Below are 13,191 nucleotides of genomic sequence, written 5' to 3' on the forward strand. Positions count from 1 at the left end.
TCTGCCTGCTCGACTGACTATCCGGTGTTAGCTCCCGGTTAAAATGTTTCCCAATTGCTATCGGGTTCAGTACTTTGCTGGCGCGGGTATGACGCAGGGGCCGCTGTTGAAGATGACCGTACATCGCGAGATTTAGCTGACAGTGGGCGTGCAGCCAGGCGGAAAGCCGATACCGACTGGGTTAGACGGCTGGCCTGTTCTTCGAGTGCGGCAGCTGCTGCTGCTGACTCCTGCACCAGCGAGGCATTCTGTTGCGTCACGCGGTCCATCTCGGACACGGCGAGCGCAACCTGGTCGATACCACGACTTTGTTCGTCAGACGCTGAGGCAATTTCGCCCATAATGTCGGTGACACGGGTTACCGCATTGACGATGTCTTTCATGGTTTCCCCGGCGCTCTCTACCAGTACCGAGCCGGTATCAACCCGAGAAACGGAGTCTTCGATTAAGGCTTTAATCTCTTTCGCCGCCTGCGCGCTGCGGCTCGCCAGATTACGCACTTCTCCCGCCACCACGGCGAAACCACGGCCCTGTTCACCGGCGCGAGCGGCCTCAACCGCCGCGTTCAGCGCAAGAATATTGGTCTGGAAGGCGATGCCGTCGATCACGCTGATGATGTCGGCAATTTTCTTCGAGCTGTCGGCGATTTCGTGCATGGTGTTCACCACACCATCGACCACCTTGCCGCCGTGCTGTGCGGTATCGGAAGCGCTTTTCGCCAGTTGCGAAGCCTGACGTGCGTTGTCCGCATTTTGCTTCACCGTTGCCGTTAGCTGTTCCATGCTGGCTGCCGTCTCTTCCAGCGCAGAAGCCTGCTGCTCGGTGCGCGACGAAAGGTCAGTGTTACCGCTGGCAATTTCGCTGGTACCGGAATAAATCGCATCGGAACCTTCCCGCACCAGGGTCACCGTTTCAATAAGCGATCGCTGCATATGATCAACCGTGCTGGCCAGTTCACCAATTTCATTGCGCCCGCTAACGGTTAATGAGGTGGTTAAGTTGCCGCTGGCTATTTCGCGGATATGGGCAATCACGCGGGCCAGAGGGTTAAGCAAGGTATGACGGATGCCGTACCACACCACTATCAGGATCAGCACCACCACCACGGCCAGAACGCCGAGCTGCCATTGGGCAAACTGGTAATCCCGCGCGCTTTCATCAAACGCCTGCAGGTAGAGTTTTTCACTGACGCCGGCATATTTCACGAGCGCCTCACCCAGTGCGTTTTGCATACCCTGGGTCGGCTGAGCAAAAAAACCATCCATGTTGCCGTTTTCCAGAAACTGCACCAGTTCGGTTAAGGCCGCATGGTACTGCTTATACTTGTCATCAATATTGCCGCTGGCTTCTACCATCTCAGGCAACGGCGTGATGCTTTTGAATTTTGCGTAATGCGCTTCTGCCTGCGCCAGCGTACCTTTCGCATTCTTCAGCAGATCGTTCTTCGCGCTGCTCTGTTGGTTAGATGCATCCATCATCATGCGCGCAGAGGATCGGCTCAGGTTAATGCGCGTTTGCAACATTAAGTCCCATGTTGAGGTGAGTTCACTTTGCTGCTGACGTAAATCGTTAGAAATAACAAAACTTTGCTGATTCTGTTGCAAGGAGGAAAACAACAGACCACCGGAAACAAGCTGTAGCAGTGCGAAAACCCCCAGCACCATCATCAGCATTGTGACAACGCGGATACGGTTAAACATAAGGCACCTTCCTGAAAACGAGTTATCAACGTTATCGGCACCCGCTGGGATAACTTTACGTTCGCGAAAAGGAAATCCTGCAGAAAAGAGACGTGTGAAAACACGGATGTCCCGGCCCCCCAACAAAATGGATAAAAAATTAAAAAAAGTTGAACCCTTTCCGGCTTTAATTTATATGATGAATGTTTTGCTACCACTTAATAAGTACAAGAAATGTGTAGCGGGGAAATAACTATTACATCATCACAGAGGGATTTTTAGTGGCAAATGCAAACAAACTCACGTTGTTCATCGTGGTCTTTATGCTGGCGGGGATCTTGTCAGGCGCGGCGATCCACTCCTGGGCTGCACCGAGCGTAGTCACCGCCTGGGCTGATAATATTACGCTGCTCACCGACATTTTCTTGCGGCTGATTAAAATGGTTATTGCGCCATTAGTCTTCAGTACGTTGACCGTCGGCATTATGCGGCTGGGAGAGACATCCACCATTGGTCGCGTTGGGGGCAAAGCCATGCTCTGGTTTATCAGTTCTTCCGTGCTGTCTATTTTGGTGGGCCTTTTTGTCGTCTCCCTTGAACAACCGGGGAGCGGGCTGAACCTGGCCATTCCACTGGAAGCCACCGATACAGGCCTCGCCGTCAGCGGCATGAGCCTGAAAGGTTTTCTCACTCACACGATCCCGACCAGCATTGCCGAAGCCATGGCCAATAATGAGATCCTGCAAATCGTGGTGTTCTCGATGTTCTTCGGTATTGGCGGGGCCTCACTCGGTGAGAAATTTAACGCGCCGCTAGTTGCCGCACTGGATGTGGTTTCCCACATTATGTTGAAGGTAACCGGGTATGTCATGTACGTGGCTCCGCTGGCAATTTTTGCCGCCATCTCCTCCGTCATCGCCACCCAGGGTCTGGGAATTCTGCTCAACTATGCCTCGTTCATCGGCGGCTATTACCTGGCGATTGTGCTGACCTGCCTGGTGCTACTCGCGGTCGGCTACGTGGTGTTGAAAAAAGAGGTATTTCGTCTGGTCAGCATGCTGAAAGATCCGGTGCTGGTGGCCTTCACCACCAGCAGCTCTGAAGCCGCGTATCCCAAAACGCTCGAGCAGCTGACGAAATTTGGCTGCTCACGCAACATCGTGTCGTTCGTGCTGCCGATCGGTTACTCGTTTAACCTGGTCGGCTCGATGGTGTACTGCTCCTTTGCATCGATGTTTATTGCGCAGGCCTATAATATTCACCTTTCTTTCGCCGAAATCACCGTGCTTATGCTAACGCTGATGTTAGCCTCAAAAGGGATTGCTGGCGTGCCGCGTTCGGCGCTGGTGGTACTGGCGGCAACAATTCCCAGCTTTAATATTCCGGTTGCAGGCATTCTGTTACTGATGGGTATCGACCACTTCCTCGATATGGGACGCTCGGCGATTAACGTGTTAGGCAACGGGATTGCCACCGCAATGCTTGCGCGGAATGAAGGGTTACTGGAAGAAAGCGAGCCATCAGAAAACATCACAGAGCAAATTAATGCTTAACTTTCTGTGAGAGGAGAAAAATTCCGTAAACGAAAGCAGCAAATCAACAAAGATAACCCCAGCCACAGGCTGGGGTATTTCAATATGATAACTTCCATCAACTACCAGCTGTAACGTACATTTAAGCTACCACTGAGATCGCCATAGTCATTACGTCCTTTTTGACCCGCCACTTGTCCAGTGATGCTCCACTGGCTATTCAGATTCGCCTGAATACCCACTTTCACCTCAGCGCGATCTGCCGGAAGATCCTGTTTCACCTCTGCGCCATCAAACGAAACGGCAACATCATCACTGGTGTGTAACCAGTTCACTTCCGCAAACGGCTGGATCACCGACGTGGTATTCTTGCGCAACTTGCCATCTACCCGCAGCCCCAGACGCGTGGTCCAGCTGTCACCGTTTTGTCCGTCAATGCGCGTTCCATTCTGCACGACTGCGTCCGCTTTATATTGCTGCCATGTCACCTGAGCCTGTGGCGTCAGGCTGATGATATTCTGGTTCTCAAGACCAATATCATACCGATAGCCTGTTTCCAGAGAGAGCGAGCTGGCCGTCGAATCATAATCCTTTGAGCCCGCGTCACCGTTATCCACGCTGTTATTGTAGAGGCCATACTGATACCAACTGTCCACATACAGTCCGCTGTGATTCTGCTCATCCGCAAACCAGGTGGCATAAGCGCCAAGATTATAACCGGCTACGTTACCACTGGCAGAGAACTGGCTTCCATCCGCCCCTCGGTTACCGCTGCTGTCCGTATCAGCGTTGATATAACTCACCATCAGCCCCGCTTTCAGGCTCTGCTTGCCATTATCCCAACTAAGCACATCACCACCTATCTGCAACTGAGAGTAGTTATTGTCAATATCCACATGGCCGTCAGCTGCCGTTGATGACGCTTCCCCCGTTTTAAAGCGCATCCACATACTGCCGTCATCAGTACGTAATTGACTACCCTCGCGGTCATAAAGGGTTTGCATTTGCAGATTACGTGCCATCCACTGGTTGCTCAGATAAGCGCCAATATCTGCCCGATACTGCGGGTCTACCGGCGTAATATCACCACCGTCATCGGGGTAAACCGGGGTGACATCACCACCGTCGTCCGGGTCTGCTGGAGTAACATCACCACCGTCGTCCGGGTCTGCTGGAGTAACATCACCACCGTCGTCAGGATCTACCGGCGGAACAGCCTGCGAACGCAAATACCAGTCACCGCCGTCTTCATACAATCGGTATTCATACAAACCCGTCTGCACCTGATTACCCTGAGTAAAAACACCATCAGACTGACCGCCGACATCAATCACTTCAATACCCTTTGTTGTTAACGCCCCTGCCCCCCCGATGTTATTGACATACAGCGTCGTGCTACCGGAAGTATCACCGGTAATAATCACTTTATCCGTTGGTGAATTATCATCCCCCAATTGCGTGTTTAGATAAAAATTACCGTTATTGCCGTGATAATCCCCATCAATCGTCAGCGTTTTGAATTGTCCGTTCTGTGAAGGAGTATCAAATGCAATATCTCCGGCATTATTTAATTGCGTTAAAGAAGAATCATCGGTAATTGTCCATTGCGTCTGTTCAGCCAGTGCGAGATTCAGTGAGGAGTCTACCGTCGGGTCGGTGTTAACAAACGTCGCCCCCACAAACTGAGAACCAGACGCCATATCCAGTGAAATACTGCCTTCACCCGCGCTAATGATGTCGCCTGTAATATCCATAACACCAGAGCCTGTCACGGTACCGCCGGGTAAGAGATTTCCTGCAACAACCGGAACCAAAATAGCGACGCCATCCTGGGTTTTAATTGTGGTGTCACCGGTCAGCGATATTGCCCCCCCCTGCTGAACCACCACCCCATAACTTTCCCTACTCGCTGTCACATCAATGGTCAGGTTTTCACCATTAATTATTCCCGGACGGCTTAAATCATTACTTCCTATCGCCCACAGCCCGTAAGGGTTATTGCGTCCACTCATGATAATGTCAGTATTCGCGATATTAACCGTTGCACCGTAGAACTTGGATGACACGCCGTAACCGTCGATCGCGTAAATAACATTTCGATTGTCGGCATCCCCTTTAAAATCAAGAGTACTCCCGGATGCCGCAACGATACCGCTGGTCGCAGAGCCCGACTTAGCAGAACTTCTGCCGTCAACAACGCTGCCTGCGCCAATGATCACATCGCCCCCCTGTGCAGTGATGCCCACAGACTGAGCGGTATTGACTGTAAGCTGTTCTGCCTGGAATTCGCCCCCCGTCACCCAAAGGGTTGTACTTTCGCCTGTCGCACTAATGGTGCTATTTTTCCCCAAATCGGCAAAACCGGCATCCACCAGGATGGCATACATGTACCGCCCAGTAACATCAACTGTCAGGTTATCCGCGATAAATTCAGCACCCGTTGCAGCACCATTTATCGTCACCCCTGCGCCGTATGCAAACCCTGCTATTGAGATGGAGGAGCCAGTACCTAAATCCACGCTCGCACCGGCACCATCAATAGCCATCCCTCGGGCTGTGCCCATTGAGTCCTGGTCGTTGCTCACCTTCAGGGTCATGTTATTAGCCTGGAAGGAGCTATTCGCCCCCCTGACCGCAACACCTTCGGCAAAACTGCCACTATTGCTAACAGTAATTGAGCTATTGTCTCCTAAGTCGGCATTACTATTAGTATATAATATTATACCCGTGAGGGATGATTTCCCGGAAAGTCCAGTAGCAGTAAGGGTAAGTTGATCGGCATTTAGCATTCCATCATTACCGATCTCAATACCGGTTGCCATATTATTGCCCTCAACAATAACCTGGCTATATTTACCCAACTCAATTTTGGCATTACCCGTACTTTGAATCCCCCATGCGGTGTTGTCTATACTCGTAGCATGGATAAAACCATTATCCATGGAGAAAATACCACTCCCCCCTAATAGATAAACACCGCGGGCATCACCTATCCCACCAATACTATAATCCGTTTCGGTTATGGCTGTAATAGAGCTTCCACTACCAAGATCGACGTTGCTGTCTTTGCCTGTATTTCTAAATCCATAAACATTATTCTTACCGGAAACATCGATATTAATACCGGATGCTGTTACTTCTGTACCTAGGTTATTACCTGAAATCAAAACGCCGGTAGTATTTTTACTTGAATTTTGTGTACCATCCGTATCGGTGACATGGACATCGGTATTGGTGCCCAAATCATTTTTGGCACCATTATCCAGAGAAATCCCGGTAGACAGTGTTTCACCGGATACGTTGATAATTGCTTTTCCTTTAATCTGTAAGCCATCACCACCGGTACTGATACTCTCAACACCGGTGGTGTTTGTTTGTCCATCTGCCGTAACCACATCTTTATCGTTCAATTCGATCGACGCGCCACTTTGCGGTCCTAAATCTGCAGCATTAACAACGGCTGTACACATCAATGCGGCAAGTCCTGTTACCTTTACGCTATTACGTATTCCATTACCGCCATTCGCAAACTCAGAAGCAACCACAAACATATTACGCGTTGCGTTCCAAATTATATTATATATGGTGTTCATATTTAGTTCCCTGTACACAGACAGATAGATAGAAAAAAGCAATGCAGGGCAATCATATATAATCAACATAAATATATAAACCCGAATACAATATACTTTATTTATACAAATTAAACAGTCAAGACAGCATTATATACACAGCTCACTAACTGATTCTATAAATAACCACTAGTTCATTAAAAATGATAAATACACATAGAATAAATGAATAATATAAATAAAAGTATTCAACATATAATTAAATAGACAACAGGTTTTCACGCATAAAAAACGCCCTCTATATGAAGAGGGCGTTTTATAATTTCCAGACAGGCATCACAAATAGTGTTTTTTACTATGTCTTATGCCACATTGGAAGCTGCAATATCCAGCAATGCCATTTCATCGCTGTTCAGCAACTTCTCGATATTAACCAAAATCAGCATCCGATCGCCCAGTGCGCCCAGCCCCGTCAGGTATTCCGTTGACAGCGTAACCGCAAATTCTGGTGCCGGGCGAATCTGATCGGTCGTCAGCGACAACACATCCGACACACCATCCACCACGATCCCCACCACGCGTTGACCCAGATTCAGCACAATCACCACGGTGTTCTCGTTATAGTCAACGTCGCTCTGGCTGAACTTCACGCGCAGGTCAACGATAGGCACAATCACACCGCGCAGGTTGGTCACCCCTTTAATAAAAGACGGTGTATTGGCGATACGCGTGACCTGATCATAACCACGAATTTCCTGCACTTTCAGAATATCGATACCGTACTCTTCATCCCCCAGCGTAAACACGAGGAATTCCTGACCTGACGGTTCGCCGGCCAGTTTAGTTACATTACTCATACCGGTCATATTATTCCCTTTCTCACTCAATCAATCAGGCGGCGGTGATCGCCACACGTTGTTCGCGGTTTAACCCCTGCAATGCAGAGACATCGACAATCAGCGCGACGCTACCGTCGCCAAGGATCGTTGCGGCAGAAATGCCTGGCACTTTACGGTAATTGCTTTCCAGGTTTTTCACCACCACCTGGTGTTGCCCAATAAGCTGATCGACCAGCAGCGCATAACGACGTCCCGCACTTTGTAAAATCACCACAATGCCCTGAGTTGCTTCGGTTTTTGCGCCGTCAACCTCGAAGACTTTCCACAATTCAACCAGCGGCAAATATTCCCCACGCACTTCAAGCACGCGTTCTCCCCCGGCCAGCGGGTGCAGATCTTCTTCGCGGGGTTGCAGCGATTCCATCACCGCGTTCAGTGGCAGAATAAATACCTCATCCGCCACGCGCACGGACATGCCGTCCAGAATCGCCAGCGTCAGCGGCAGCAAAATTCGGATGGTTGTGCCCTGGCCCTGCTTCGACTGGATCTCAACATGGCCGCCCATTTCCTGAATGTTACGCTTCACCACGTCCATCCCGACACCACGACCAGACACATCCGTCACCTGCTCGGCGGTCGAAAATCCCGGTGCGAAGATCAGCATGCCAACTTCGTCATCGCTCATGTTTTCGTGGATCGGCATGCCCTGTGAGATGGCTTTGGCCAGGATGCGCTCACGGTTCAGGCCCGCGCCGTCATCGGTGACTTCAATACAAATGTTCCCGCCCTGGTGTTCAGCAGACAGCGTCAGGTTACCGACCGGATTTTTCCCGGATTCAAGGCGTTTTTCCGGCAATTCAATACCGTGGTCCAGGCTGTTACGCACCAGGTGGGTCAGCGGATCGATAATACGTTCAATCAGGCTCTTATCGAGTTCGGTGGAGCTACCAATTTGCGTCAGCTCAACCTGTTTGCCCAACTTGCCCGCCAGGTCACGAACCAGACGCGGGAAGCGGCTGAAGACATACTCCATTGGCATCATACGAATCGACATCACCGATTCTTGCAAATCACGGGCGTTACGTTGTAACTGACCCATACTGGTGATGAGATCGCCATGGTTTACCGGATCCAGTTCATTCGAACGCTGAGCCAGCATCGACTGCGTGATCACCAGTTCGCCGACCAGGTTAATCAACTGGTCGACCTTCTCGACCGCCACGCGAATGCTGGTAGATTCGCTGGCACGCGCGGGTTTTTCACGCTCAACGCGACCCTGCGGCGGTTCGCTGGCGGCGACTTTAACCACCGGAACCGTGGCAACAGGCTGCGGTTGTACTACCTCGGTCGCGGTTTCAATGGGGGCGGCAGTAACCGTGGTAAACGCGATTTGATCGGCTTCGATGACAAAGCAGAGCACCGCGACGATATCATCTTCCGCGAGGTCGCCATCAATCGTTGCCGACAGCGTATCGCTGCTTTTGACCACATCCGTTAAGGTCGCCAGGTTCCCCAACTCTTCTTCCAGTAAATCCACTTCTCCAGCTTTCAGACGCGACAGAACGATCCGTTTTTTAACCTCTTCAGCAGCAACAGTTTCCTGCGCCATCGTCTCTTCCTGCAGCGCCGTACCGTCAACAACGCTCAATTTTGCAGTGTTGACGACCGCGGGTGCGGTTTCACCTTTTGCTTCGAGCGCTAACTGTCGTAGCGCATGACAAATATACTCAAAGCTGGCGGCATCCGGCTCTGCTGAACTTTTATAGGCGTCGAGCTGTTCTTGCATAATATCTTTTGTTTCCAAAAACAGGTTGATAATGTCGGCATTGAGCTGCATCTCGCCACGCCGCGCTTCATCCAGCAGGTTCTCCATTAAATGGGTCGTTTCCTGCAAAATAGTAAAGCCGAAGGTGCCCGCCCCGCCTTTAATCGAGTGCGCCGCACGAAAAATGGCATTCAGTTGTTCGGAATCCGGAGATTCAGGGACCAAATCAAGCAGGTGCTGCTCCATGTCAGCCAACAGTTCGTCAGCTTCATCAAAAAAGGTCTGATAAAAATCGCTAATATCCATGCTCACGCTATCACCTCGGATTGGCTGGTGGCGATGTGGGAACGCTTGCCGGCGGAACGACCGCTGGCGGTTGTAAGACACTTACCGGCTCATTCTGGCTTTCAGCGTTTTCATGCAAAATGGCCTCTTCTGCCTGCTTATTCAGCACCAGCAGACTTATACGGCGGTTGATGGCGTCCTCAGGACCGCGATCGCTCAGACGCATCGTGGCGGCCATACCTACCACCCGTAATACTTTCCCCGTGTCCAGACCACCACTGACCAGTTCGCGGCGTGAGGCGTTTGCGCGATCAGCAGACAGTTCCCAGTTGCTGTAGCCTTTCTCACCGTTGGCGTATGGAAAATCATCCGTATGACCGGACAAACTAACGCGGTTGGGGATCCCATTCAAAACCGGCGCAATCGCCCGCAGAATATCGCGCATATAAGGTTCAACCTCGGCACTGCCGGTCTTAAACATCGGGCGGTTCTGACTATCGATAATCTGAATACGCAGCCCTTCCTGTACCAGGTCGATTTTCAAATGCGGGCGCAGCGCGCGTAGCTTCGGATCGGACTCAATAAGCTGGTCCAGGTCGCCACGTAATTTGCTCAGGCGGCTTTGTTCCATGCGCTTTCTCAGCTCATCAATATTCGGCTGCCGGTTCACTTCCCCTTGCTGTTGGGTGTAATCGTCTCCCCCACCTGGGATCGGGCTTTGGCTGTTTGAAATACGATTTCCACCGGTTACCGCGGTGGCCAGAGGCGTACGGAAGTATTCGGCAATCTGGATCAGTTCTTTCGGACTGGAAATGGAAATGAGCCACATCACCAAAAAGAACGCCATCATCGCAGTCATAAAGTCGGCGTAGGCAATTTTCCATGAACCATGCGCCCCACCACCGTGACCTTTATGTTTTCGTCGCTTGACGACGATAATGGGATGGGCCTGATTTTTCATGCTTCCTCAGTCGTTTGCTGTGCCGTTGGATTTCTCACCGCACGAACATGTTCTTCCAGTTCGATAAACGACGGACGTTCGCTGGAATACAGTGTCTTACGACCAAATTCGACGGCAATCGGTGGAGCGTAGCCGTTCAGGTTGGACAGCAGCGTGATCTTCACGCACTGCATCATTTTGGTCGTTTCGGCACTTTTCTGACGCAACACGCTGGCGAGCGGTGAAATAAAACCATAGGCCAGTAAAATCCCGAGGAAGGTCCCCACCATAGCATGTGCGATAAGCGCCCCCAGTTCTGCCGCCGGGCGGTCGGCCGAGGCCAGCGCATGTACTACCCCCATCACCGCCGCGACGATACCGAAAGCCGGTAATGAGTCGCCGACCATCGCCAGGCTGTTAGCCGGGACTTCCGATTCACTTTCATGCGTTTCAATTTCTTCGTCCATCAGCGCTTCAATTTCAAACGTATTCATATTGCCGCTGATGATCAGACGCAGGTAATCGATGATAAAATCCAGCATGACGGCATCCGCGATAATGCGCGGGTAGCTGGCAAAAATTTCACTTTCTTTGGGGTTTTCGATGTCGCGCTCAAGCGAGAACATCCCCTGCTGGCGTGACTTGGCCATCAGGCGATACAACAGCGCCAGCAGATCCATATACATGGCTTTGGTGTATTTTGAGCGACGAAAGAGCAACGGGATCGCTTTCATCGTTCCTTTAATGGCTTTGCCGTTATTACCGACAATGAATGCCCCGATACCCGCGCCACCGATGATCACCAGCTCAGCCGGTTGATAGAGTGCCCCAAGGTGTCCGCCGGTCATCATATAGCCGCCGAAAACTGTACCAATAACAACCAGGTAACCTATTAAGATCAGCACGATATCATCCTTTCGCAATTGACTATGACAGGATGCGCAGTCGGGCAGTTAACTCAAAGGTCGGGACAAAAAAAAGCAGCGGTAATGGCTTACCGCTGCTGGAGTGTCTATCCACACCGTATCAGTTAAACAGCTTGTTCGATCTGTTCATCCAGCAGTTGTGGAATAATATCGGCAGCATTCTGGGAAAGTTTACGTCTTTTTACGGCACGTGATGGCGGCTGGCATAAACTGCAGGCAAAGCTGCCCACGGGTTGGTGCGCGTGAGTAATAAAATTACCGCCGCAGCAGTTGCAGGTAGACAGTTCCAGCAACCCGCTGTCAACAAAACGGACCAGTGTCCATGCGCGGGTTAACGCCAACAGCGGCCCTTCAGCTGGCTGTGGGCACTGCTCAAGATACAGGCGATACGCTTTAATGACGGCATCGACACCGCTGCACAGGCCCGTTTTGAGCAAAAATTGCCATGCGTTGCAGAACATAGAAGCATGGATATTTTGCTCCCACGTCATAAACCAATCAGTTGAAAAAGGAAGCATCCCTTTCGGCGGAGGGCTACCGCGTAATTCTTTATACAGCTTGATAAGGCGGCCACGGCTGAGTTGCGTTTCGCTTTCCAGCATTTGCAAACGGGCGCCTAGTGTGATTAATTCCATGGCTAACTGGATATCACGTGCTTCCTGAACGATGCTTTTTTCGCTCATCATCAGGCCCTTTTCTTACGCGCCGCATCATTGATGTCGCTTAACAGACGCGTTGAAAGCATGATACCTGTGTGAATTTGCTGAAGATCGTCGACGCGAGAGTCTTGCGTCAGGCGAGTGACCGTTTGATGATCGTCGAAACGAAAATGGCAGACCAGTTGGTTAGTTTCAGCCAGTTTGACCATTTGAGGAAGGGTTAAGGTTCCCAGCGTGTCCGCCATCTCTTCGCTGATACCAAGGCGAAACATCGCGGAGGCCTTGTCCTGAACGATTAGACGTTGTGCAAGCAATAAATATGACAAATTTATGTCATAAATGTGTTTCAGCAACTCGGATGTATGCATTATTTGCATCCATAATAACCAACATTATTTTTATGCGGTGTAACCGCACCCCGTGATGTCGCCGGGAAGGCCCGGTAAAAAAAAAGCAAAAGGTCAAATACATAGCAGCGTTACGGCTTACGCGTTGTGTAAACATCCCTTTTTAAGAAGGCCGCGTTCCTTACAAGCTCACATCAATTCTTACAAATGCCTAAGATTTTTCCTAATTCGACGCAACTCTACCCGCCGCCAGTTACACATACAACGGAACCCTGCTGCGAATTTAAAGAATATGTGACGTAGATCACATAAACCAGCTAAACGTTTAACATAAATCCATCAGCACAGCTTTTATTTTGGTTATTTTATAGCCAACAACTCACTCTATCGATTCCATGCACCCGAATATTCTTGCAATAGAAGCGAATAGTCTTTTGTTTACGACAGTTAATATCACCGCGCGAAATAACGAGCGAGATCACAGATTTACAATAAACTGCTTTCTCACTTTATATCTTTATAAACAATGAGTTAAATATTTAACCTCATTAACTAATACCGTCAGGTAACGATATGCAAAATGTTAATTTATGTTTGTTTTTTATTAACATATTGTTTTCATTAGCCGAGAATTTCACTTAAATTAA

The 13,191-nt window shown here is 50.2% G+C and carries 9 protein-coding genes; 1 reads left to right on the forward strand and 8 read right to left on the reverse strand.

Annotation, left to right across the window (positions count from 1 at the left end; all coding sequences use genetic code 11):
- Positions 1 to 38: 38 nt before the first annotated feature.
- Positions 39 to 1,700 carry a methyl-accepting chemotaxis protein II gene (gene tar, locus QNN86_RS08035; protein WP_182270038.1) on the reverse strand — a complete coding sequence of 554 codons (1,662 nt, stop codon included), beginning with the start codon at positions 1,698 to 1,700 and terminating at the stop codon, positions 39 to 41.
- A gap of 260 nt (positions 1,701 to 1,960) precedes the next feature.
- Here tar and QNN86_RS08040 point away from each other — a divergent pair, with 260 nt between their 5' ends.
- Positions 1,961 to 3,232, forward strand: a complete 1,272-nt coding sequence (locus QNN86_RS08040; protein ID WP_181619179.1) for a dicarboxylate/amino acid:cation symporter — start codon at positions 1,961 to 1,963, stop codon at positions 3,230 to 3,232.
- Positions 3,233 to 3,333: 101 nt separating this feature from the next.
- On the opposite strand, the gene QNN86_RS08045 is transcribed toward QNN86_RS08040, so the two are convergent.
- The 7 genes from QNN86_RS08045 to flhD all read right to left on the reverse strand — a co-directional run bounded on the left by QNN86_RS08045 (position 3,334) and on the right by flhD (position 12,565).
- A complete protein-coding gene (locus QNN86_RS08045; RefSeq protein WP_414210977.1) occupies positions 3,334 to 6,804 on the reverse strand; it encodes an autotransporter outer membrane beta-barrel domain-containing protein in 3,471 nt (1,156 codons plus the stop codon).
- Between the two features lie 341 nt (positions 6,805 to 7,145).
- The gene (gene cheW, locus QNN86_RS08050; RefSeq protein ID WP_096757459.1) at positions 7,146 to 7,649 is read right to left on the reverse strand and encodes a chemotaxis protein CheW; all 504 of its coding nucleotides are present in this window, start codon (positions 7,647 to 7,649) and stop codon (positions 7,146 to 7,148) included.
- A 25-nt stretch (positions 7,650 to 7,674) separates the two neighbouring features.
- Positions 7,675 to 9,699: a chemotaxis protein CheA gene (gene cheA, locus QNN86_RS08055; protein WP_279276986.1), complete on the reverse strand. Its 2,025-nt coding sequence runs from the start codon at positions 9,697 to 9,699 to the stop codon at positions 7,675 to 7,677.
- Positions 9,700 to 9,703: 4 nt separating this feature from the next.
- Positions 9,704 to 10,633, reverse strand: a complete 930-nt coding sequence (gene motB, locus QNN86_RS08060; protein WP_115258793.1) for a flagellar motor protein MotB — start codon at positions 10,631 to 10,633, stop codon at positions 9,704 to 9,706.
- Positions 10,630 to 11,517 (reverse strand): flagellar motor stator protein MotA, encoded by an 888-nt coding sequence (motA, locus tag QNN86_RS08065; RefSeq protein WP_414210905.1) that lies wholly within the window; start codon positions 11,515 to 11,517, stop codon positions 10,630 to 10,632. The genes motB and motA overlap by 4 nt, the downstream gene beginning before the upstream one ends.
- Before the next feature lie 125 nt (positions 11,518 to 11,642).
- Entirely contained in the window at positions 11,643 to 12,221 is a 579-nt protein-coding gene (flhC, locus tag QNN86_RS08070; RefSeq protein WP_161959006.1) for a flagellar transcriptional regulator FlhC, read from the reverse strand.
- Between the two features lie 2 nt (positions 12,222 to 12,223).
- Positions 12,224 to 12,565 carry a flagellar transcriptional regulator FlhD gene (gene flhD / locus QNN86_RS08075; RefSeq protein WP_137399382.1) on the reverse strand — a complete coding sequence of 114 codons (342 nt, stop codon included), beginning with the start codon at positions 12,563 to 12,565 and terminating at the stop codon, positions 12,224 to 12,226.
- Positions 12,566 to 13,191 lie beyond the last annotated feature (626 nt).

The organism is Citrobacter sp. C348 (genome assembly GCF_047467975.1).
GTDB classification, from domain to species: domain Bacteria; phylum Pseudomonadota; class Gammaproteobacteria; order Enterobacterales; family Enterobacteriaceae; genus Citrobacter; species Citrobacter gillenii.

Excerpts from the sequence above, each read along its gene's own strand:
- flhC (WP_161959006.1), bottom strand. The coding sequence starts at position 12,221 with ATGAGCGAAAAAAGCATCGTTCAGGAAGCACGTGATATCCAGTTAGCC.
- QNN86_RS08045 (WP_414210977.1), bottom strand. The coding sequence starts at position 6,804 with ATGAACACCATATATAATATAATTTGGAACGCAACGCGTAATATGTTT.
- flhD (WP_137399382.1), bottom strand. The coding sequence starts at position 12,565 with ATGCATACATCCGAGTTGCTGAAACACATTTATGACATAAATTTGTCA.
- cheW (WP_096757459.1), bottom strand. The coding sequence starts at position 7,649 with ATGACCGGTATGAGTAATGTAACTAAACTGGCCGGCGAACCGTCAGGT.
- tar (WP_182270038.1), bottom strand. The coding sequence starts at position 1,700 with ATGTTTAACCGTATCCGCGTTGTCACAATGCTGATGATGGTGCTGGGG.
- motB (WP_115258793.1), bottom strand. The coding sequence starts at position 10,633 with ATGAAAAATCAGGCCCATCCCATTATCGTCGTCAAGCGACGAAAACAT.